Source organism: Streptomyces kronopolitis (genome assembly GCF_014646275.1).
Taxonomy (GTDB): domain Bacteria; phylum Actinomycetota; class Actinomycetes; order Streptomycetales; family Streptomycetaceae; genus Streptomyces; species Streptomyces kronopolitis.
This window is the reverse complement of record NZ_BMND01000027.1, coordinates 1-22,425: the sequence shown is the minus strand read 5'-3', so window position 1 is coordinate 22,425 and position 22,425 is coordinate 1. Positions and strand designations below refer to the sequence as shown.

General features: G+C 70.7%; 17 protein-coding genes. 7 read left to right on the top strand and 10 right to left on the bottom strand.

The window, feature by feature from the left end:
- The first annotated feature begins 19 nt into the window (after positions 1 to 19).
- Positions 20 to 898, top strand: a complete 879-nt coding sequence (locus tag IEY78_RS25005) for a 1,4-dihydroxy-6-naphtoate synthase (RefSeq protein ID WP_189101893.1) — start codon at positions 20 to 22, stop codon at positions 896 to 898.
- 51 nt (positions 899 to 949) lie between these two features.
- Here IEY78_RS25005 and IEY78_RS25000 read toward each other — a convergent pair whose 3' ends face one another.
- Positions 950 to 1,522 (bottom strand): TetR/AcrR family transcriptional regulator, encoded by a 573-nt coding sequence (locus IEY78_RS25000; protein WP_189101891.1) that lies wholly within the window; start codon positions 1,520 to 1,522, stop codon positions 950 to 952.
- A gap of 94 nt (positions 1,523 to 1,616) precedes the next feature.
- On the opposite strand from IEY78_RS25000, the gene IEY78_RS24995 reads away from it, so the two are divergent.
- Complete coding sequence (locus tag IEY78_RS24995) at positions 1,617 to 2,063, top strand: anthrone oxygenase family protein (protein WP_189101890.1); 447 nt, start codon at positions 1,617 to 1,619, stop codon at positions 2,061 to 2,063.
- A 143-nt stretch (positions 2,064 to 2,206) separates the two neighbouring features.
- Here IEY78_RS24995 and IEY78_RS24990 read toward each other — a convergent pair whose 3' ends face one another.
- From IEY78_RS24990 to IEY78_RS24975, 4 genes are all read right to left on the bottom strand, one after another.
- On the bottom strand, positions 2,207 to 3,286 hold the full coding sequence (locus IEY78_RS24990; protein ID WP_229700157.1) for a Gfo/Idh/MocA family protein: 1,080 nt from the start codon (positions 3,284 to 3,286) through the stop codon (positions 2,207 to 2,209).
- Positions 3,287 to 3,394: 108 nt separating this feature from the next.
- Positions 3,395 to 4,612 (bottom strand): cytochrome P450, encoded by a 1,218-nt coding sequence (locus IEY78_RS24985; RefSeq protein ID WP_189101888.1) that lies wholly within the window; start codon positions 4,610 to 4,612, stop codon positions 3,395 to 3,397.
- 532 nt (positions 4,613 to 5,144) lie between these two features.
- A complete protein-coding gene (locus IEY78_RS24980; protein ID WP_189101944.1) occupies positions 5,145 to 6,734 on the bottom strand; it encodes an acyl-CoA carboxylase subunit beta in 1,590 nt (529 codons plus the stop codon).
- A 55-nt stretch (positions 6,735 to 6,789) separates the two neighbouring features.
- Positions 6,790 to 8,085 (bottom strand): AMP-binding protein, encoded by a 1,296-nt coding sequence (locus IEY78_RS24975; protein WP_189101886.1) that lies wholly within the window; start codon positions 8,083 to 8,085, stop codon positions 6,790 to 6,792.
- A 626-nt stretch (positions 8,086 to 8,711) separates the two neighbouring features.
- On the opposite strand from IEY78_RS24975, the gene IEY78_RS24970 reads away from it, so the two are divergent.
- From IEY78_RS24970 to tpg, 5 genes are all read left to right on the top strand, one after another.
- The gene (locus IEY78_RS24970; RefSeq protein ID WP_189101884.1) at positions 8,712 to 9,209 is read left to right on the top strand and encodes a hypothetical protein; all 498 of its coding nucleotides are present in this window, start codon (positions 8,712 to 8,714) and stop codon (positions 9,207 to 9,209) included.
- A 433-nt stretch (positions 9,210 to 9,642) separates the two neighbouring features.
- Positions 9,643 to 10,170 carry an apotyrosinase chaperone MelC1 gene (gene melC1 / locus IEY78_RS24965; protein ID WP_189101882.1) on the top strand — a complete coding sequence of 176 codons (528 nt, stop codon included), beginning with the start codon at positions 9,643 to 9,645 and terminating at the stop codon, positions 10,168 to 10,170.
- 39 nt (positions 10,171 to 10,209) lie between these two features.
- Complete coding sequence (gene melC2, locus IEY78_RS24960) at positions 10,210 to 11,028, top strand: tyrosinase MelC2 (protein ID WP_189101880.1); 819 nt, start codon at positions 10,210 to 10,212, stop codon at positions 11,026 to 11,028.
- Between the two features lie 203 nt (positions 11,029 to 11,231).
- Positions 11,232 to 13,454 (top strand): telomere-associated protein Tap, encoded by a 2,223-nt coding sequence (gene tap / locus IEY78_RS24955; RefSeq protein ID WP_189101878.1) that lies wholly within the window; start codon positions 11,232 to 11,234, stop codon positions 13,452 to 13,454.
- 9 nt (positions 13,455 to 13,463) lie between these two features.
- On the top strand, positions 13,464 to 14,021 hold the full coding sequence (gene tpg, locus IEY78_RS24950; protein ID WP_189101876.1) for a telomere-protecting terminal protein Tpg: 558 nt from the start codon (positions 13,464 to 13,466) through the stop codon (positions 14,019 to 14,021).
- Positions 14,022 to 14,068: 47 nt separating this feature from the next.
- Here the strand turns inward: tpg and IEY78_RS24945 are convergent, their stop codons facing one another.
- The 5 genes from IEY78_RS24945 to IEY78_RS24925 form a co-directional block, all read right to left on the bottom strand.
- Entirely contained in the window at positions 14,069 to 15,922 is a 1,854-nt protein-coding gene (locus IEY78_RS24945) for a TniQ family protein (RefSeq protein WP_189101874.1), read from the bottom strand.
- The gene (locus tag IEY78_RS24940; RefSeq protein ID WP_189101872.1) at positions 15,919 to 17,175 is read right to left on the bottom strand and encodes a TniB family NTP-binding protein; all 1,257 of its coding nucleotides are present in this window, start codon (positions 17,173 to 17,175) and stop codon (positions 15,919 to 15,921) included. The genes IEY78_RS24945 and IEY78_RS24940 overlap by 4 nt, the downstream gene beginning before the upstream one ends.
- The gene (locus tag IEY78_RS24935) at positions 17,172 to 19,211 is read right to left on the bottom strand and encodes a transposase (protein ID WP_229700156.1); all 2,040 of its coding nucleotides are present in this window, start codon (positions 19,209 to 19,211) and stop codon (positions 17,172 to 17,174) included. Before IEY78_RS24935 ends, IEY78_RS24940 begins: the two co-directional genes overlap by 4 nt.
- Positions 19,204 to 20,049 carry a TnsA-like heteromeric transposase endonuclease subunit gene (locus IEY78_RS24930; RefSeq protein ID WP_189101870.1) on the bottom strand — a complete coding sequence of 282 codons (846 nt, stop codon included), beginning with the start codon at positions 20,047 to 20,049 and terminating at the stop codon, positions 19,204 to 19,206. Before IEY78_RS24930 ends, IEY78_RS24935 begins: the two co-directional genes overlap by 8 nt.
- A 310-nt stretch (positions 20,050 to 20,359) precedes the next feature.
- Positions 20,360 to 20,512, bottom strand: a complete 153-nt coding sequence (locus tag IEY78_RS24925) for a hypothetical protein (RefSeq protein WP_189101868.1) — start codon at positions 20,510 to 20,512, stop codon at positions 20,360 to 20,362.
- Positions 20,513 to 22,425 lie beyond the last annotated feature (1,913 nt).

The following is a 22,425-nucleotide window of genomic DNA, read 5'->3' as shown; positions in this document are numbered from 1 at the left end:
ACCCCGGCGGAGGGGACCCATGGCCCAGCGGCTGACGCTCGCCCACTCACCGTGCCCGAATGACACCTTCACCTTCCATGCCTGGTCGCACGGCCTGCTTCCGGGGGCGCCCGGACTCACGGTGACCCTCGCGGACATCGACGTCACCAACGGCCTCGCCGAACGCGGCGCCGGGGACCTGCTGAAGATCTCCTACGCGGCCCTGCCGTACGTGCTCGACGAGTACGCGCTGCTGCCCTGCGGCGGCGCGCTGGGCCACGGGTGCGGGCCGCTGGTGCTCACCCGGCCCGAGGACGGCCCGGCCGGACCGGAGCGGCTGGCCGGCCGCCGCGTCGCGGTGCCCGGCGTGCGCTCGACCGCGTATCTGCTGTTCCGCCTGTGGGCGGCGCGGGCCGTGCCGGGCGGCGTGGGCGACATCGTGGTGATGCCCTTCCACGAGATCATGCCCGCGGTCCGGGACGGCGTGGTCGACGCGGGCCTGGTCATCCACGAGGCCCGCTTCACCTACCAGCGCTACGGGCTGCACCGCCTCGCCGACATGGGCGAGGAGTGGGAGGCCGACAGCGGCCGCCCGATCCCGCTCGGGGCGATCGTCGCCCGTCGGGACCTGGGGGAGGAGCAGCTGCGAGCGGTGGCCCGCGCCGCCGCCGACTCCGTCCGCCTCGCCTGGCAGGACCCCACCGCGTCCCGCCCCTACGTCCTGGAACACGCCCAGGAGATGGCCCCGGACGTGATCGAGCAGCACATCGGGCTGTATGTGAACGACTACACCGAAGCCCTCGGCACGGACGGCTACGCGGCCGTACGGGAACTGCTCGACCGCGCCGCCACCGAGGGCCTCGTCCCGCCCGTGGCGCCCGGCGCGCTGGACTTCCCGGGCGCCGGCCAGACGCCGTAGTCGCGGAGCCATGCCCCCGTCAGGATCGATACGGGGGCAAGGGCCGCCCGCCTAGCGGGAAACGAAGCGGTCCACCAGGAGGGTGAGGCGGTCGGGCAGTCGCTCGGCGGGCAGCCGGCCGGCGCGGGTGAGGGTGACCAGGCCGTGCAGCGCCGCCCAGAACGCCTCGACGAACAGCCCGGGTTCATCGGGGTGCGCATAGTCGGCGAGATGGTCCCGCAGCACCCCGAACGCCTCCTGCAGCGGCGCCGGCGTGCTCTCCTCGGCGAAGGGGAGGCCGTTGTCGAGGCTGAACATCGCGTCGTACAGCGCGGGATTGTCCGTGGCGAAGCCGATGTAGGTGCGCGCCAGCGCGGCCACCGTCCCACGGCCGGCGGGCCCCTTCGCCGCGGCGCGCAGCGCGCCCGTCAGCTCGGCGAACCCTTCCAGCGCGACCGCTCCCAGGATCTCCCTCTTCCCCCGGAAGTGGCTGTACAGCACGGGCTGGCTGTACTCGATCCGTTCGGCCAGCCGGCGGGTGGTGACCGCGTCCCAGCCGTCGCTCTCGGCGAGTTCGCGGGCGGTGCAGACGATCAGCTGGTGGCGGTTGGCCCGCTCGCGTTCCTTGCGTTCACGTACCGACATGCGGCAATCCTAGCACCGCTAGACAATCGAGCGATGGCATGCCTAGCATTGACTCAATACCTAGCGACGCTAGGTCCGGTCCTTGGGAGGGCACATGCACAACGCACTGGGAGTCATCGCGGTCGTCGTGGTCGGGCTGATGGTGGGCGTGGAGTTCGCGGTGGCGGTGTTCGTCAACCCGATCCTCGACCGGCTGCCGAACGACGGGGGAGTCCAGGCCCGCAGTGACGGCGCGCGCGTCCTCGGCCGGATCATGCCGTTCTGGTACATCGGTTCCGTCGTGCTCGGGTCGGTCTGGGCCGCGGTGAGCCGGGGCGGCGCCGGTGCCCCGCTCGTCGCCGCGGGAACGGCGCTGCTCGTCCTGAGCGTGGTGATGTCGGTCCTGCTGCTGGTACCGATCAACAAGCGGGTGGCGACCTGGTCGCAGGAGGGCGTGCCCGCGGACTGGAAGCAGCAGGTGGGGCGGTGGGACCGGCTCCACTACGTGCGCGTGGGCATCATCGTGTGCGCCTTCGCGCTGTTCACCGTCGCACTCGTCTGAACGCGTCGAGGGCCAACGCATCGAGGATCAACGGCTTCGAGGGTCAACGCTTCCAGGGCCGACGCTTCGGGAGCTGGGGCGCGGTCCCGTACCGTCGGCCCTGGCCCTGCCGGTACGGGACCGCCTCCCACCCTTGCGTGCCGCTATCCGTCGACGGTGACCCGGACGGCCTGGGTGCGGACCGCGTCGACCAGTTCCATCATGGCGACCGCGTCCTGCCGCCACCGGGTCTCCCCGGGGGAGGCCGCGGCGCCGCCGGCGGCCACGGCCTGCGCGAACCCCGTCAGGGACCGGTCCAGCTGATCGGCCGCCGGGAGCGTGAACTTCTCGACGTGGTCCTGTTCCTCCAGCACCACCTCAGGGCGGTAGCCGGCCGGCGGGGTGAACGCCCGGTCCACGGTGACCCGCGCCCCCGCGCCCCACAGGGAGTAGGACGACCCGTAGGTGTGCTCGAAGCCGAACTCGACGCTCGCCAGCACCCCGGACGGCGACACCAGCAGCGCCTGGCCCGACAGGTCCAGCCCGTCGGACCGCCGCACCCGCGCCGTGGCGCCCGCCACCCGCAGCCCGGGACCCAGCAGCATCGCGGCGGCCCGCAGCGGATACACCCCCGCGTCCAGCAGCGCACCGCCGCCGAGTTCGGGCACGTACCGGATGTCCTGCTCGGGCAGCGGCGGGAAGCAGAACGCGCCGCGGAACGCGCGCAGCTCCCCGAGCCGCCCCTGGGCGATCATCGCCGCGACCGCCTCGTGCTGCGGATGGTGCAGGAACATGAAGTTCTCCCGCAGCACCAGGTCACGGTCCGCCGCCAGCTCCACGACGGTGCGGGCCTCGGCCGCGGTCGTGGCGATCGGCTTCTCGACCAGGACGTGCTTGCCCGCGTGCAGCGCCCGGGCCGCCCACTCGCCGTGCAGCGATGGCGGCAGGGAGATGTAGACGGCGTCGATGTCCGCGCGCTCCAGGAGCCCTTCCATGGTGGCCGCGTCGCAGCCGAACCGGTCGGCGAACCGCCGGGCCCGCTCCGGACTGCGGCCGGCCACCGCGACAAGCGAGGTCTGCGGGCAGTCGGCCATCGCCGGGAGCACCCGCCGCCCTCCGAAGGACGAGGTACCCAGTGCGCCGAAGCGCACCGGCCCCGCGCCGCCGGAGTCGGGGGCCGGCCCGGCGGGCGCGGACAGCTGCTGTGGGGGAGTGGTGCGCTGAGCTGGCACGGAGTCATCCAAGAGAGGTCCTCGGGGGCGGAGGCGGGACGTCTGCCCACCCCGGTGAGCAGGGGGCGGCCCATCGGCCACGGAGTGCCGGGCCTGCCGCGGCGGCCGGGCAGCGGGGGGTCAGCCCCAGGTCACCGGCAGTTCGAACACGCCGTAGTGCATCGCGGTCTCCCGCAGCGGCACCTGCTCCGCGGGCACCGCGAGCCGCAGGTCCGGGAAGCGGTCGAACAGCTTCTGGAAGCCGATGCGCAGCGACGCCCGCGCGAGGTGCTGGCCGAGGCACTGGTGGATCCCGAAGCCGAACGCCAGATGCCGGCGCGAGGGGCGGTCGATGTCGAACTCGTCGGCGTTCTCGAAGTACCGCGGATCACGGTTGGCCGACGGCAGCGAGAGCACCACCGTCTGCCCGGCCTTGATGGTCCGGCCGCCGACCTCGACGTCCTCCAGCGCCACCCGGCTCGCTCCGAAGTGAGAGATCGTCAGATAGCGCAGCAACTCCTCGACGGTGTTCTCCATCAGCTCCGGCCGCTCGCGCACCTTCGCCAGCTGCTCGGGGTGCTCCAGCAGCGCGAAGGTGCCCAGCGCGAACATGTTGGGAGTGGTGTCGAGCGCCCCGCCGATCGCGATCCAGGCGATGTTGAACATCTCCTGTTCGGTCAGCTCGCCGGTCGCGATGAGCTGGCCGAGCAGGTCGTCCCCCGGCTCGCCCGCGAAACGCTCGGCCATCATCCGCTCGAGCGTCGCGTTCAGCTCGGTGTTGTGGTGGATGAACTCCTCAAGCGTGTAGTCGATCCGCATGATGACCGAGAAGTGCTCCGCCAGGGCAATCAGATCGCTCTCGGAGACCCCCATGATGGAGCAGGTCGACCTGGCGGGGATCTTCTCCGCGAAGACCTTCACCAGGTCCACCGGAGGCTCCATCTCGGCCATCTCGTCGAGCACGCCGTCGATGATCCGCTCCAGCGTGGGCTCGTACTGCTGGATCTTGCGCACGGTGAAGAACCCGGTCAGCAGCCGCCGGTAGCGGGTGTGCTCCGGGGCGTCCATCCGCACGAAGTTGCCCGGCGCGGACGGCTCGGGGGCGTACTCCTCGACGGGGAACGGCGGCGAGTGCACCAGCGCCAGCAGCTCGCTGCGGTGGCTGAAGCGGGCGTCGGTCATGATCTGGCGGATGTGGTCATGCCGGGTGATCAGCCAGCCGTCCTTCTCGCGCGGCGACAGCTCGAAGGCCACCGGGCTGATCGGGTCCTCCTCGCGCAGCTGCGCGTACTCGGCTGCCGGATCGAAAGGGCAGGTGCGCTTGTACGGGATCACCGGCTCTTTCGGCTCGTAAACCATGACTCCTCCGTTGCTGTTGGTGGCCACTGGGGCGCCGCGTTCGGAGCCCGTGTGCGGCGTGCGGCCGCACCGGGTACGACGGGCGGCCGTCGCAGACCGAAGACAGTGGTCCGGTTCGGGAAGCGGGACAGCTCGCTGCCGTGCACCACGGGGCGGGCGGCGGCCGGTCGAGCGTGCGGTCGAGGGCAGGTCCGCACTACACGGTGCGCGGGCGGCGCCCCGGGGCCGTGGTGGATCCCATGGCGACTCCCCTTTCGGTGTGGCCCGAGCCCGATGACAGCCACAGCCCAGCACGGACCGGTCACAGGGAGCCAGTCCGGTGGGGGAACTCTAGGGAATTGCCAGTCAGGGACGGCGCGCGCGAGGGCACCGTGCGAGCGCCCTCCGGGCGGGTTCGGCGGGCGGGTGCCGGCAGCCCGGACGAGGACCTCCCGGCGGGGGACCGCACAGCCGTGACGAGGCGCCGCAGGGCCACCACGAGGTGCCGTACGACCCCGGTCCCGCCGTCCCGCGCGCGAAAGCCCCACCGGCCCTACTGCGGAGGATTCCCGTGCTTGCGCGGCGGCAGCTCGGCCTGCTTGGTCTGCAGCATCGCGAAGGAGCGGATCAGCACCGCCCGCGTCTCGGCCGGGTCGATGACATCGTCGACCAGCCCGCGCTCGGCGGCGTAATACGGGTGCATCAGCTCGGACTTGTACTCCTTGACCATCCGCGAGCGCATCGCCTCGGGATCGTCGGCCTCCGCGATCTCCTTGCGGAAGATGACATTGGCGGCCCCCTCGGCACCCATCACCGCGATCTCGTTCGTCGGCCAGGCGAAGGACAGATCCGCCCCCACCGAGCGGGAGTCCATGACGATGTACGCGCCGCCGTAGGCCTTCCGCAGAATGAGCTGGATACGGGGAACGGTGGCGTTGCAGTACGCGTACAGCAGCTTGGCGCCGTGCCGGATGATGCCGCCGTGCTCCTGGCCGACGCCGGGCAGGAAACCGGGCACATCCAGCAGCGTCAGCAGCGGAATGTTGAACGCGTCGCAGTGCTGGACGAAGCGGGCCGCCTTTTCCGAGGCATGCACGTCCAGCACACCGGCGAGCGACCGCGGCTGGTTCGCGACGACGCCGACGACCTCCCCGCCGAGCCGGGCCAGCGCACACACCACATTCGTCGCCCAGCGCTCCTGGACCTCCAGGAACTCGCCGTCGTCGGCGATCTCCTCGATGACCTCGCACACGTCGTACGGCTTCCTGCCGTCCGTCGGCACGATGTCCAGCAGGCGGTCGCAGCGGCGGTCGGCCGGGTCGGTGGTGGGCTCGGCGGGCGGTCGCTCCCGGTTGTTGCCGGGCAGCAGCGACAGCAGATAGCGCACGTCGTCCAGGCAGCTGGGCTCGTCGTCGTACGCGAAGTGGGCGACACCGGAGATCTCGGAGTGCACATCGGCGCCGCCGAGCCCGTTCTGGGTGATCTTCTCGCCGGTCACCGCCCGGACCACATCGGGACCGGTGATGAACATCTGCGAGGTGTCCCGGACCATGAAGACGAAGTCGGTGAGCGCGGGGGAGTAGGCGGCGCCTCCCGCGCACGGGCCCAGCATCACCGAGATCTGCGGGATGACGCCCGAGGCGCGGGTGTTGCGGTGGAAGATGCCGCCGTAGCCGGCCAGCGCCACGACACCCTCCTGGATACGGGCGCCGGCGCCGTCGTTGAGCGAGACCAGCGGGGCACCGGCCGCCAGCGCCATGTCCATGATCTTGTGGATCTTGGCGGCATGGGACTCACCCAGCGCGCCGCCGAAGATCCGGAAGTCGTGCGCGTAGACGAACACCGTCCGCCCGTGCACCCGCCCCCACCCGGTGACGACCCCGTCGGTGTACGGCCGGCGGGCCTCCAGACCGAACCCGCTGGCACGGTGCCGGCGCAGCGGCTCGACCTCGGTGAAGGAACCCTCGTCCAGCAACAGCGCGATCCGCTCCCGGGCGGTCAGCTTGCCCTTGTCGTGCTGCACCCGCGTCGCACGCTCGCCGGGCCCGCTCCGGGCCTGCTCGTGCAGGGCGTGGAGTTCGGCCACCCGCCCCCGGGCATCGTGCGGCGCATGCTCGGCGGGGCTCTTCTCGCGGTAGGTCATCGGCAGCGAATCCACCTCTCCACATCGGCGCTTGCCCGCATGTCCCCGGACGCGGCTACGGGTTCCGCGGCGCTGCGGCGGGTGGCGGCACCGAGGCCGGGCCGCGGAACTCCAGCGTGCCGTCCCGTCTCCAGCGGCCGAGCCGGCCCGACGCCAGCACCGGCGCGGTGTCCTCCGCCAGGCAGGCCCCGTCGGAGCTGCGGATGCTGCCGTAGGGCAACGCGGGCCCCGTGGCGTGGACTTCACCGGTCTGCCCGTTCGGCACGGGGCTGCCGGCCGGGTCCACCACCTGCACATGGACGCCGGGCACCGGGCGACTGGCCCCCGGATGCTCCGGCCAGGGGTTGTCGGGGCTGAACTCCCGGACCGTCCACGGCAGGGTGCCGTCCGCCGCGGCGAACTCCACCCACAGCGGCGCCCGCGGCAGCACCTCGAAATGCCGGTCGATCACGGTGCGCGGACAGGCGCCGCCGATCAGCACCGTCAGCCGCGGGGACACCGGATGGGAGGCCAGCGAGAGCGGCTGCAGCAGCCGCGCGTACTCCTCTGGGCCGAAGACCGCGGCGGCCCTGCGCCTGGGCGCCGGCGAGCAGGTGAAACCGCCGAAGCGGGCCGGCGCATGCAGCGTGCCCCCGCAGGCGAACGCCCACCACATCGCGGGCAGCGTCGTCGGGCGGACGGGCGGATGGTGCACGATCACCCCGTCGTGCGCGCTGCCGGCCCGCCGGATCCTGGCGGACAGCGCCAGCTGCCAGGCGCGGTGGTCGGTCAGATAGCCGCCGACCCCCTGGCAGTCCCGGTCGGAGACCAGCAGATAGGCGGCCTCGGTGTGCCCGGAGCGCGGCAGCGCGGGGTCCGGCGGCTGGGCGGCGATCTTCGTCCAGGTGGCCGGATCGTCCAGCACCCACGACATGCAGCGGTAGCTCCACACCGGCCGCGTCGAGGTGCTGCACAGCACCGCCCGGGCCCCGCTGACCGCGGTGATCCGGTCGAGCCGCGCACCACGGGAGGCCGCGGGAACGGGAACGCACACCCCGCCGGCCTTCAGCACCGCGAGCTGGCCCACGACCGCCTGCCGGTGGTCGTCGCAGTGGACGACCACCGGGTCGCCCAGCTGCACCCCGCCGCGCACCAGCTCCGACGCCAGCTGCCCGGCCCGCGCCTCGGCCTCCCCGTAGGACAGGTGGTGCTGCCCCTCCTGGACGGCCCTGGCCATCGGGAACCTGCGGGCGATGCTGCTGAACATGCCGTCCAGGGTCAGCGGCAGGGTCTGCGGCAGCCGCCGCCGGTAGGGCCGGTGCTCCATCTGCCCGAGCCTGCCGCCGTCGGACAGTGTCTGCTGAGCGACCACTTCGTCCCCCTTTCGTGCCGGCGACCACAAAAGAACGTCCGAGTGACGTGCGCGCCGCATGCCCGGTGCGCAGTCGTGGCTCGAACCGGCGCCCTGCCCGCACAGCCCAGGCCGGGAAAGGAGCTTTATCGGCCGCGGCACCACCGGACGGGCCGGCGCAGCCCCGGCCACACCGCCCTTCCGCACCTCGCGGCAGCGGCGCTACCTCAGCGGCGGCCACTCCCACCAGGCGAACCATCGGCCGATCGACAGCTTCGCCGTACGTTTTGCGTGCGGACAAGGCCATGTGCGGGGAACTAGGAGAATTGCTGGTTGTCCGGAGGTGGTAAGCGAGAGAGCGACGGGCGGCCGCCGGACCGATGACGCCGACCGCCGCGAGGGCTCCTGCGGACGCCCGCCGACCTCATGGACCGGCTCGACGCCTTCCTGTCCCACCGCCGCACGCGGCCCGCGCCCACCTCGCACGGGAGGCGGACGGACCGCAGCTCGACGCGACCCGTCCGGAGCCGCACGCCCGGGGCGTGGCCCGAACGCCCCGGCAGCCCACCCGCACGCCGTAGAGCATCTGCCCAAGCTCAACTAGCCTGCTGCATCGGGCACTTGACGAAGCGGTACGGGAGGACGCGGTGACCTCACTCATGCTCAGGACGACGACGCTCGGGCGTATCACGGCAGGAGCCGCGGTCGGCACACTGCTGTTGCTGAGCCCGGCCCCCTTTGCGCCAGCGACCCCCGCGTCCGGTGCGCCGGTCGGCGCGTACGCACCCGCGACGGCCGCCCTCACCTGCGGGACCGACGTCAACCCCAACGCCCTCACCCACCCCGAGACCATCACCTCCACCCGCATCGGCCGCGCCACGGTGTCCCTGCGCGACGGCCGGCGCGGCGGCCACCTCTACCTCTGGGCCCGGATCACCGGTGCACGCCGCGGCGACACCGTGCGCCTCGACTGGTCGGACCCCGGCCCGGGCGGCCGCCGGCACCGGTGCTCCGCCACCGTCCACTCCGGTTCCGACCAGCACACCGTGGCGGCCGCGTACGTACAGAACGGCAGCAGCTACCGCCAGTTCCGCGCCTGCGGCCACCACGGCGGTGTCACCCGGTGCACACGCTGGGCTCCCTAGGGGCCGTCGTCGCAAAAGTCCACCTTGCGGTGAGGTAGGGGGCCTCGGACGGGCTCCACGAAACCGGCGTCGGCGCCGGATTCCGCTTCAAACCCGGTGCCTCCACAGCCCCGTGCATTCACGCCGAGTTCCGGCCGTGCGGGGGCTCACGATTCCGGCCACGTCGGAAAAGGATCTGCGGCCGAGGACTGCCCTCATCGCGGAATATCCGGTTCCGCGGAGAAGTGCGCCGGGGCATGAGTACGATCACCGCCGTTGAATCCTGCACCTCCATGCAGGTGTTGTCTCGTTCCTGGCTTGATTCGCCGGTGCGACTTGATGATCCGTTCGTCCCTGCCAGCATGTGGCGGCGCGGGCCGACCTTCGGCCCGCCGCTCCAGCCCTCCGCGGCCCGGCCCCGGAGGGGGAGCCGAGACGAACAGAGGAGTGGACCATGTCGCGTCCCACCCGGCGCCAGGTGCTGTACGGCAGCGCCGCGGCCCTGACCGGCGCCGCACTCACCGCACCGATCGCCCTCGCCGGCACCGCCGCTGCCCGTCCCGCCGAGGGCCACGGCCACCCGGCGGAAGACGGCCACCCGGCGCCTGACGGGCACTCCGGCCACGACATGCCGGAGCCCTTCGACGAGATGTACCAGGGCCGCCACATAGAGGGCTGGCCGGCCGACGAAGAAGGCATACGGAAGGGCAGCGCGCAGAAGGCCAAGTCACGCAAGGCACACGCACGTCACGGGAGCGGCGGAGCCCACGCGGAGCACTCCGCCGACCACGGCGGCATGCACGACGGCATGGACTTCGTCGTCCGCATCGACAACGACGACCTCCATGTGATGCGGAACGCGGACGGCACCTGGATCAGCCTGGTGAACCACTACCAGACGTTCAGCACGCCGCAAGCCCTGGCGCGCGCCGCCGTCCGTGAACTCCAGGGCGCTGACCTGGTGCCCGTCATCACCGGCTGAGGCCCGACCAGACCGTCCCCCCACCGAGGAGTCCTCGACATGGCAGTCCGGAAGAATCAGGCGGACCTCACCGCCACCGAAAAGCGGAACTTCGTCGACGCGGTGCTGGAGCTCAAGCGCAGCGGCCGCTACGACGAGTTCATCAGCACCCACAACGCCTTCATCATCGGTGACACCGACGAAGGTGAGCGCACCGGCCACCGTTCGCCGTCGTTCCTGCCCTGGCACCGGCGGTTCCTGCTCCAGTTCGAGCAGGCCCTGCAGAGCGTCACGCCATCGGTCATGCTCCCCTACTGGGACTGGACCGTGGACCGCTCACCCCGCAGCTCCCTGTGGGCCGACGACTTCCTCGGCGGCGACGGGCGCACCGGCGACGGCCGGGTGACCTCGGGACCGTTCGCCTTCGGCAGCGGGAAGTGGCCGATGAACATACGGGTGGACGGCCGGACGTTCCTGCGCCGCTCCCTCGGCACCGGAGTCCGCGATCTGCCGACCCGGGCCGAGGTCGACCGGGTGCTCGCCATGAGCGTCTACGACGCCGCCCCCTGGAACAGCTCCTCCGACGGCTTCCGCAACAACATCGAGGGCTGGCGCGGCCCGAACCTGCACAACCGGGTGCACGTCTGGGTCGGCGGTCAGATGACCACCGGCGCCTCACCCAACGACCCGGTCTTCTGGCTGCACCACTGCTTCATCGACAAGCTCTGGGCCGACTGGCGGCGGATGCACCCCACCTCGCCCTATGTGCCGAACGGAGACACACCCGACGTCGTCGACCTCCACGACACGATGAAGCCGTGGAACGACATCACGCCGGCCGACCTGCTGGACCACACCAAGTTCTACACTTATGCATGACAGGTCCATGACATCCGAGTCGGCTGCATCCGATCCCCTCGCGGGCTTCTGACCGCGGCCCGGCCCCTGCGGGCACGGCATGGCCACCACGCAACGCGCTGCGTGGTGGCCATGCCGGTGCCGGTGCGCCACTCAACGTCCCACGTGCGCTTCACCGCGACGCCGGGTGTGTTTCGGCTAGGGTGTGTGCCGGAGGTGATCCTGTGGCCAACGAGCAGGACAAGCTGTTCGCCTCGGTCGACGCGCTGCTGGACCACGTGGCGGACCAGGACGCGCTGCCGGAGCCGGCGGAGCGGCGGCGGCTGCGTGAGGCGGGCGGTCTGAGCCAGGATCAGGTGGCGCGTGCGTTGTCGGTGCGCCGGGAGACCGTGACGAGCTGGGAGGCCGGCCGGACCGAGCCGCGGCCGCCCAAACGCGCCGCGTACGCCCGGCTGTTGGAGGGCCTGGCCGACCGCTACCCCGCAGAGCCCACTGAGGCCCGGGGGACGGCCGACCTCCCCGCACCGACGTCGCCGGACGCCTCCGCACCGACCGCGCCGCAGACCGCCACCCCCGGCGTACCGATGACGGTCCACGCCACCCCGGCGCAGGTGCCGCCCCCGGCATCCCCGGCCACCCCGACGAACGCGCACCCACAAACTTCGCCGCCGAAAAGCTCTCCGCCGAAGCACCCCGAGCCGAAGAACCTCGCACCGAAGCAGGTCACGAAGCAAGCCACGAAGCAGGCCGCGTCGAGGAAGCCGGCCGACGCCCCGTCCGAGACCGACCCCCGCTTCGCCCACGGGCCGCTGGGAGTGCTCGACGACGACGGGTCGCTGTACTGCGTCGGCGGTCTGGTTCTCGACTGCCCGGCCAAGACCCTCCCGGAGCTGGTCGCCTGGACGCTGACCGAGGCGAAGCTCGGCGCGCCGCGGCTGCACCGCTCCGGCAAGGATGCCGACCCGCTGCTCGTGCTGACCGCCGCGTCCGCCGAACTCCTCGGCCTGCCGGCGGAGCTGGAGGACCGGCGCGGACTGCGCCTGCCCGACGATCACCCGGTGATCAAGCAACTGGCGCATGAGGACTGGCAGTTGACCCGGCGCGGCTTCGGTCCCTGGGCACGCATCTACCGTCCCGCGGAGGGCGGCAGGCGCCAGTGCGTGCAGCTGGCCGTCCTGCCCTGGGGCGCGCTCGACGAGCGTTCCTGGGGTGCCACGGGGCAGCTGCCGCCGGCCGACGTCGCCGCCGTACTCGGTTCCTACGCCCAGCGCGTCATCACACCGCGCGGTTCGACCGCGGTGTGCGGCCTGGAGCTGATGACCGCGCTGCGCCCGCCGACCCGCGCCGTCCGGGACGAGTCCGGATCCTGGGTGTCCGGCCCGGTACCGGGCTCGCTCACGGAAGCGGTGGATCCGGCGCCGCCCGAGGCCCCGATGGAACACCCCGTCGTCGCCGCCCGCTACCCCCGTTTCCACGAGCGCACCCCCGACCAGGTCGTCGACGAAGAGGCCTACGACTGGTTCCGCCCCCTCACCGACGAGGAGTGCACCGCGGGCTACACCCACGCGGTCGGCCTCGACGTCAACATGGCGTTCGCCGCGGCCGCCAACCGCCTCCTCGTCGGCCTCGGCCCCGCCACCCAGGAGAAGCACCCCGACTTCGACCCGAAGCTGCCCGGCTCGTGGCTCGTGGACCTCTCCCACGTCGACCTCGACCCCCGCCTCCCGTCCCCTTTCACCCCCAAGGGCGTCCGCCCGGACGGACCGGCCTGGTACTCGACCTCCACCGTTGCCTACGCCGTGGAACTCGGCGCCCGCGTACAGCCGACGGAGGCCTACGTCCGCCACGACAGCGGCGCCTACCTCGACCCCTGGTACACCAGGCTGCGCGACGCCTACATGGCCACCATGGCCGACCTCGGCGTCACCACCGGCATGACCGACGAGGACTTCCTCGCCGCCATGGCACACCACAAGCGCGTCGATCCGGGTCGGGCCGCGGTCCTCTCCGCCATCAAGTCCAGCGTCAAGGGCGGCATCGGCAAGCTCCGCGAACGCCCGCAGAGCGCGCGGCACAAGCACGGCGAGCGCTGGCCGGCCCTGGAACGCCCGACGTGGAGCCCGCACATCCGGGCGGAGTTGATCGGCAAGGCCCGCACCAACATGCACCGCAAGATGACCAGGCTCGCCGCCTTCGGCCTGTTCCCCGTGGCGGTGCTGTCCGACTGCGCCGTGTACCTCTCCCACGGCCCGTCGCCGCTCGACTTCCTGCCGTACACCCCGGAGGGCAAGCCGGTGCCGGGCGGGTTCCGCCTCGGGGTGTCGCCCGGCATGGTCAAGCACGAGGGCACCCAGGACTTCCTGTGGCTGGCGTCGATGATCGAGGACGAGCAGCTCAATCCCGCCCGGCACATCAAGGGCACCGACGCCGCCGCCGACGGGGAGTAGACCAGCGCCATGGGCATCATCCAGGACAGCCTCGACAAGGCAGCGGAACACACCACCACCCGCCCCATCCCGAAGTCGGGACCAGCGCAGATGCGGTTCCTGGTCAAGGCGGAGAAGGGCTCCACGAGGGCCGTCGCCGAGCTGCTCGGCATCTCGCAGCGCACCGTCGAGCGCTACGTCAAGGCGCAGCTCAAGCGCCCCCGCAGCGACCTCGCCGCACGCATGGAACGGGAGGTCCGCAAGCGCTGGCAGCCGCGGGTCCGCGAACGGGCGAAGAAGCGGGCGGCGACCACCGACGGCATCGTCATCGAGACCCGGGCCCGCTTCGGCTTCACCGCCGCCCCCGGCTCCACCGACGACGGCCGCATCCGCCTCATCACCCAGGCCCTGCCCCCCGCCTACGCGGCCCGGCTCTTCGACGCCCAGGCCGCCGGCGCCGCCGAGCAGGACCTCCAGAACATCGCCGCCGAGGGCCTCCAGGAGATCTACTTCAAGGACCGGGGCCGCCGCGCCGACGGCCTCCAGGTCGAGTTCACCGACATCGACTATGTGGAACTCGACTATTAGCCACTCCGCCGGACGGGCGGGCGCAACGGGACCTGTGACTGAGCGCTTCATTTGGCGAGTGGGCACGTGAGTTGGCGACCGGAGTGCTCGGTGTCGATGGCGTGGATGAGCTGGTCCGCGTAAGCGTCGAGGAAGGGCTTCATCTGCTGGTAGTAGGGCTGCTTGTTCTGCTTGAGCCAGTGGGCGATGTCGTAGCGGTCCCGGCTCCATGCCGCTTCATGCTTGGGGTCGTGCCGAGCTTCCGGAGGGCATGGGGCGAATTGGGTCTCGCCGTGGGTGACTCGGGTCCAGATGTAGGCCGTCACGGCGAGGCGGGCTCGGTCGTCGGCGACGTAGCGGGGACTGCGTCGGCGCTCCAGTCGGGCCGCGATCTGGTGCCATGAGTCGGGTGGCAGTGTCCAGTCTGCGAGGTGTTCGCGGCGATGCCGGTAGTTGATCAGCGGAGCGGAGGTGAGCTCTGCGGCGATGGCGTCCAGTGCCCGCTCGTATGCTTCCGGGGTGCCCTGGCGGCGGGTCCAACTGGTGATGGGGGAGCCCAGGCCCTTTCCGTCGATGCCGAGTCCGAGGAATTCAGCGGCGTCGACGATGGTCTTTCCGAGGGCTCGTCGGACGAGGAAGGCTGAGGTTGTGCGCCGCAGGACCGGCATGCTGAAGGCGACGGTGAAGGCGCCGAGGTGGCGTTCGGCCCACTCCAGGGGGAGGAACGCCGGAACGTGCTGGGGTGCGTAGCCGAGACCGCGCTGGGGCAGTCGGCTTCCGCCCCTGCCGCTTCTGCGGTGGGTGGAGACCAGGTATTCAGCGGCGTCTCGGAATCTCTGGGAGCACTCGTCCTGGTAGCGGCGGAATGTGGTGTCCCAGCTCCGATGACGCTTGGGTTCGATGCCGCTGCGGGTGCGGTTCTCGACCGGCGCGAGGGGAGCCAGCGCGGTTCGCAGGTCGGCGGCCGCCAGGATGGCATCGGCAGCGAGGAGGATGCTTGCGCAAGCGCGGGCATCCTGGGGCGGTGCACTGGCGTGGAGAGAGTGCGAAGGGTCCTGGCGGCCCGCCAGCACCAGATCGGTGCGGTGGGTGTCGACGCCCGGTGCGGATGGGCGGGCCTTCGGCCAGGTGATCGTGACGAGCCCGCTGACCATCTGGAGGTCGGTGAAGTACTCGCTGGCAGTGGCCGCCGGAGTGCCCGGGCTGAGCATGGCGGTGATCTTCATCTGCAGTGCGGCGAGTTCGTTGGGCAAGGGGCCACCCGGTTCGGACTGCGGCCGGTCCAGGCGGGCTCCGCAGAGTTGGGCTGCCCGCCGTGCTCGGGACAATCCGTGGGCGAGGGGCGCTCTGCACTGGGCCGGGTGCAGACCGGCGATGGTCGGCCGGGGAATCAGCACTCCGTGTCGGCCGGCGATGGATTGCCGGCAGTCAGGGCAGGCATGCTCGAGGAAGCGCCGATGGTGTGAACAGGCGAAGACGACGGGCAGTCTCCAGTCGGTCTTCCATGGGCCTCCGTGGTCCGTTTGCAGGGAGGTTCCGTCGCCGGCGAGGCAGTCGGGGCAGTAGCGGGCGGCTGCGGGGAAGAGCCAGTCCAGTGCGGGGATGCGCTTGCCGGTGCGGACGACGTCGAGGCTGTGGACGATGGGCGGGTAGCGGGGTGCGAGCGGCAGTAAGGTCAGAGCCGTGGCTTCGGCCTCGGTGAGCCGGGTGGCCGTCCGGAAGTCGTTCATCCGTTGGGCCGGCAGCTCGAGGGAGAGGGCGGTGCGGGTGATGGCTTGGGTGTTGGGCTGGAAGTCGGCCAGGCCGGTGTGGCGTAGGACGGTGTCCGGGGCGACGTCGAGGCGGTGGGCGAGTCGCATCACGTAGCCGGCCAGGAGTTCTCCGGCCAGCGGGTCCAGGCTCCGGGGCAGAGGTGTGATCACCGGGCGCCCTTCTGAGCTGTGCCGAGGGGGCCGCGGTCGTCGTAGACGGTGTTGCGGCCGCGGCGGGAGCGCTGGCGTGGGGCGGGCTTTTCGGGGACGTTGGGGACTTCGCCGGCGTCGGCGTCGCGTTGGTCGCTGTCGCGCAGGTCGATGGCGATGTGCTCCAGGATTTCTTCGTCCAGGTGTTCGCGGCCGGAGTCGATGGCCTCGCGGCAGCCGTCTTCGATGAGCCGTTCCAGGAGTCCGACGACACCGTTGGTGCGGTGGTAGAGGTACTCGGGCATCGTGCCTTCGGTGAGCATGCCTGGGCCCGCGTCCAGGAGCCGCAGGCCGCTCTGGAGTCCGTTCAGGTGCTGGACCCAGGCGGAGATCTGCGGTGCGGTGCTGTAGTGGAAGCGGTCCAGTTCGATGAGGTCGAAGCGCCGTTCGGTCTGGGTGGCCTCCAGCCCATGAGCCTTGGCATGCCGGGGCGGGGGCAGGCGCCACTGTCCGGTGGCGGGGTCGTGGCGTCCTTCGCGCAGCAGACCGGAGCCGGGGATGTCGACGCCGACCAGGACCAGGGTGACGTTCATGCTCATGAACGCGCGGATCAGGTCGAGGGTGTCCTGGTCGTCGGCCCGGTGCATGCGAAGCCTCGTGATGTCGTCCAGGATCAGGACCTTGGTGCCGTGGTCCCGCAGGGAGGCTGTGACCTGGCGGATAAGGTCGGGCAGGTCCGGGCGTGTGTCGATCGGCGCGTCGAAGAAGTTCAGGATCGCTTTGCAGGTGCTCTTCGGTTTCGCGGTCACCGGGGTCTGGACGTAGGCGACCGGGATGTGCAGGTCGCGGCTGCCCGGGCGGGCGTCGGGGTTGAGGTAGTCGTGCAGGGCGAGCCACCGCTCCTCGAAGGCGGCGGCGATCTCGCAGACGCATTCGGTCTTGCCCTGGTAGCCGCCGCCGGAGACCATCACCCCGGCCCGGGTGGTGGGCTTGATCTTCAGCGCGTTGGTCTCGATGCGGCCGTTGAGGAGTTTCTCCACCGTCCGGCTCATCGGGGTGTCCAGCAGCTGCAGGTTCGCGTGGGTGGCCGTGCGGTGCAGGTTGTGCAGCATCTTCTTGCGCCGGCTCAGCAGGCCGAAGGCCGCGCGGTCCATCACCGGCGCCGGGACGAACAGCTTTCGGGTGCGGCACCAGTGCTGCCAGCCGGCCGCTGTGTCGCGGGCCGGCGCGGGGCCGGTCAGGACGAACGGCAGCGTCTCCTTCTCGCCGGTCACTTCGGTCCTTCCTGCGCTGGTGGGGAGTCGGGCTCGTCGTCGGCGTCGGGCAGCATGAACAGCGAGCGCTGACGCAGGCCGTCGCCGAGCCGGGGCGGTAGGGCGAGCGGGGCGTCGACCGCGGCTTCGCGCCGGCGGCGCCGTTCCGCGTCGACAGCCTGCTGGTTCTGGCGCACGAGCTCGGCCGGCCGCGGCGCGACGGGCAGCGACGTCAAACCCGCGGCCTCCCGGTCGCGTTCGGCGGCCCGGGCGCGGGCGACTTCCCGGGCCCGCTCGCTCCGCTCGGTCTTGGTCATCTGGCTCGGCCAGGATCCGACCGGAGAGCGAGCGCCGATCAAGTCGAGTAGGACGGGCAGGAGTTCGGTGTCATCGCGGGGCTTCAGCCCGGCCCGGGCGGCCTCGCGCAGGACCTGCTGCACTCGCGCGTCGGAGAACGCGAGGACGTCCTCGCCCCTGGGCAGCCCGTTCCAGGGCAGGGGATGCCACTCTCCGGCGAGCTCGATGAACACCTGCCGGCAGTCACGGGGATCGCGGTGCACGACCCACTTGCCCCGGTGCCGCCCGCTGCGTGGAGAGGGAAGCGAGCCGAGCCCGGCCAGGACGGGGTGGTCACCGCCATACCAAAGTCCGCCGATCTTGACCCCGCGACGGCCGTGGACCTTCACGAAGTGAGCGGGCAGAAGGCGGTGGTAGAGGCTCGCTTCCGGGATCTGCAGAGCGATCCCGTCGCGGGCGGCCGCCGTCGCGAACAGCGTGTTCGGGCTGTGCCGCCCACCGGGGTCCCAGGCGGGCGCGTACTGGTCCAGCCTGCGGTTCTGCCAGATCCCCACGATCCAGGTGGCCAGCAGATGTTCTGCCTCATTCACGGTCCAGACCGCGTCCTCCTCCGGATCGGCGCCCCGGTCCGCGACATCCCGTCCGCGATAGCCCAGCAACAGCTCCAGCAGCAGCGACTGGATCCCTGAGAACGCGCGTTCGCAAGCCGCCTTGTCCTGCGCTCGCATCACCCTCGCCGGCAGCACCACCGTCCCCAGCGTGCGGGCAACCTGCACCAGGTGGTGGTTCTTGTAGACGCTCCCGTGATCGCTGGTCACCGTCTCCGGGGCGAAGAACGGCCGTCCGGCGACCGGATAGCCGGCGAACTCGGTGATCAGCGCGGACGGAACGCCGGGGTAGTGCCATTCCATGTCCGGTGTCCAGTCCGGCCGCATGGGCAGTGGCAGCATCACGTCCCGCAGCAGCATGGCCACCTCGATGGAGGAGTCCGATTCCGGGGTGAGCCGGAAGGCGACCAGGGAGTGCGTGAACGCGTCCAGTGCGAGGGTGAGATCGACAGAGACCGGCTCACCGAACACGTCGTCGCGCAGCTTCACCGCGAACGGTGTGGTGTCCAGCACGACCACCTGGCCGGGACGGGTGATCGTCACCGTGGAGCCGCCGGTGTCGACCGCCGCAGCTGAGCGGAGGTAGCGCTGGCGTCCCCCCTCGGGCCCGAACCACTCTTTCCAGACCTTCAACAGCGTCGTGTAGTGCGGGACCTTCGTCTCCGCCTCCGTGCCGAACTTCTCCCGCACGAACTGGTGGATCATCCGTTCCTTGGTCTTCATCCCGACCCGGGAGCGGTGCAGGCACTCCGCGTGGACCGCGTGGATCGCCTCCCCGACCTGCGGTGTGACCTTGCGGTGCCCCCGCAGTACCGGGGTGAGACGGCCGTCCGCCAGCCCCATGACTCCCTGATCAGGCCAGGCGGCGGACCAGCGTTGCAGCGTGCGCTCGCTGATCTGCCCCAGACCGAGCTGGTGGGCGTCATCCGGGTGCAGGGCCTTCAGCTCGGCCACCTTGGCGAGCCGGCGCTCGGTCAACGTGGTCCGCTCCGGGTCGTACTCGGGCCTGGGCTCATCCTCCTGGGCCCAGTGCCGGCTGCCGCTGCGATAGCCGCTCTCGGCCTCCAGGAAGTGAGCCACCCGCAGCCGCAACCGCTTCTGGTCATCGTCCTTCAGGTCCTCGAACCGCACCGACTGCCGCTTGTCATCCATCGAACCCTCCCGCTGGATAGACCCAGCTCTCGTCCCCGAACGGCAGAGCCAGGTCGACGGCCATCCGCCGGAGCCAGAGCAGACGAACCGCGTGCGTGCGGGCCACCGCCTCCACCTGCGTCTGGCCCACGAGCTCCCCGAACGGCCACGGACGCCGGCCGACCGCAGCCAGCAGCTGCCGCTCGAGCCCCAGAGGGTCAGCCATCGGACGGCGCCGCACCGACAACGCGTCGATCGCCGCCAGCACCTGCCGACGCCAGCCGGTCACCACCATGTAGCGCCAGCCCGCGGCGGCTGCCACCTGCGCGGCCGCCGCGAACCGCACCTCGTCCTCCTCACCGATCAAGCCCCCCGGACGCACGTCCACGAGCCACGAGGCCCCCGCCGCGAGCACGAGGAAGTCCGGAATGTGCGAGCCCTTCCCCTCCACGGAGGAGAGCCGCAGACGGAACGGCTGCGACAGCACCTCGTCGAACCCGCCGACGAAGTCCAGGACCAGCAGCAGCCAGCGCTCGGCCAGACTCTCGAAACCGTGCTGCCGGCCCGTCGAGACCAGACACTCCAGCCCGGGCCGGTGACGCTGACCAGTCCGCCAGGAAAACCGCCTCACCGGCACCGACACCATCGCCGGCCCGGCCGACAGATCCTTCACCGGGACGATGACGTCGGACTTCCCGACCTTCCACGTCACCGTCCACCTACGTGCCCACCCCGGCCCAAGATCCAGGCACTCGGTGGCGTGCTCGGGAAGCGCGTACGGCAGCGCGAGGTCCTCCAAACGGCAGGCGTGCGACCACACCGGACCTACCGGAACATCGACGACCTGTACGTCACCCATGACCAGAGCACACCGCACGGCACGAGCCGTACGCGCGAGAAGGCCCAAACCTGCCTCGCCAGCAGGGCCGCACCGGTACCCTGCTCAACTCGCCAAATCAAACGCTCAGTCACAAGCAGCTGCCGCCCAGGAGCTTCTGTGTCCGCATGGCCCATGCCCGCAGCCAGCCGCAGGGTCGCCGCCGAGTACGCCGTACGGCGCTCTCAAGGACTTTCATCCCGCAAGCGGACCCTTTTCTCAAAGGCATGCCTGTCCGGCCGTCAGATCGCCGCACAGAGCTTCTTGCCCGCGACGCCGGATGTCTGGGCAGCTACCTGATGAGGCCGGTCTTCTCTTCCAGGAGGATGACCAGGCCGGTGGTCGCCACGAAGGTGGTGGCTGCCCAGACGATGGGTTCGGCCGCGTCCTTGGTCAAGTGGGCGCCGGTGATGTAGGCGGCCAGGGCCGCGGCAAGGCCCGTCATCACCGCCAGTAGTACTGCAAGGACCCTCACCGTCGTGGCCTGAGTCTGGGGTGCGGGGCTTGAGGCGCTCGCAGTGTGCGCCAACGCACCGCCGGCGGCAGGCATGGGCTGTCCTTCGCTGTGTACCGTCATGGACATGGGCCCTTCCGGGTTCTGGGGGGCCTGCTCGCCACGATCCGCCAAAGATTCCGACGGGCAGGCCCCGACTCATTCCTCAGCCGGTCGTGCCGAGGGTGTACTGCTGTCTCGCAACGGCTCCGCCACCGAAGCCGTGACAAGGTCACGCTCGCCAGGCGAACCTCCCGGCGACTGACACGACCATCCGGGCATTCAGCCCCCGGGAGTGCATCGACAGTAGTCCCGTACGACCCGTCACTTGCGCCTGGAAAACAGCCCACTTACCAGCCAGTAGCAAATAGTCTTTCCGCTACGCGTGCGCACGTCCACGCGCGCGAGTACGCGCGTGTGGCGGGGATCACTTCTGGCGGCGCTTCCGGCGTTGATTGGCCCCGCCGATCGATGGCTTCTTCAGCCGACGAGCAGACGTCGCAGGCACCTGACGCTGACCGCCCTTCGCCCCCTGCCTCTGCCCCGACCGCAACCCGTGCCTCTTCAAAACCCACATGCGCCTCCTCTCCGCTTCGGCGAGCCACCGATCACGCTCAGCAGGCGACAGATGCTGAGGAGGCCGACGTCTCCTGCCTCGGCGAGCAGACGCGACCTCTCGCTGCCGTTGAGCCTGCTCCAAAGAATGACGAACCGAGGCAAACCACCTTGTAACGGTCTTAACTGAGTAACCAGTGATCTCGGCGAACTCCTCGACCTCGATGCCCACTTCCATCGCTCTCCGTACGAGCCCCCTCGCCCTCGCGGAGATCTTCAGCTCCTCTCGAGCAGTCCGGCGCCGCCGCTCTTGTATCCGATCAAGCTGCTCACGAGCCCTCTCGACCGACACCGCTCGAACCGGATTCCTCCTCTTGACCAACCACCGCGCAACCGTCTGCAGCTTGTAGCCGGTCACAGCCGCAGCTTCCTCTGAGCTGACACCTGCTGCAACAGCCTCAGCAACCCGCCTCCGCACATCGCGCAAGGCATGCTGGTCAGCAGATCGGAAACGCTGGCGGCGCCGGTTGATCCGAGTCATATGGACTCTTACCTCCCGGGCCACTTCCTCCCGCGTCTTCCCATGGCTGTACGGCCCCTTGACCATGGACACCCCCTCGGCGGCATCCTGCCAAACGGGAAGTCGACTCGAGGCAACTTGGCATCAGCCAAGGAGTCGACCACCAACCAGCGGCTTCAACCCCAGGCCGAAACGCAGGGCGCCGGCAGTCAGTTCCACTACCCGGCCCCGACGACCGGGTAGCTTGGGTAATTCCCCACCCCGGAATTCACACTTTCTGATGTCCCGTCCTGCGGCTCGGGTTCGCAGCTTCCCAATTCGTCATTTTCCGCTGGGATTAGTGGAATGCCGGAGCTGACCCTCTATCAAAGGAGCTCCCCGCCCAGGTGGTTGGGGGATGTCCCGCATTTCCGCCAACTGAACATGCTGCATCAATCTGATGCACTCACCACACTGGAACCATACGAACAACCTCCACCCCCTCGTAGCCAGCCCGGCCCGCGCCAGCGGGCCCAACGGTTCTGGAGGCGCAGCCGGAAGGACCGTGAGGCGGGGGAGCGCAGCGGACCCGCCGGCCAGGCTGGAGCGAAGCGAAGGCCTGCTAGTGGGACAGGGTCCCACCGGTCCGGGAGCGCAGCGGACGGACCGTCACCCTGCTTGCGCAGCAAGCAGGGTGTGCGGGTGGCGTAGCCACCCGCCAGCGCGCCCGCGGAGCGGGCGCGCGAACACCCGCGCGCAGCGCGGGTGTTCGCTTGCACATCGCGCAGCGATGTGATACCCGCTCCGCGGG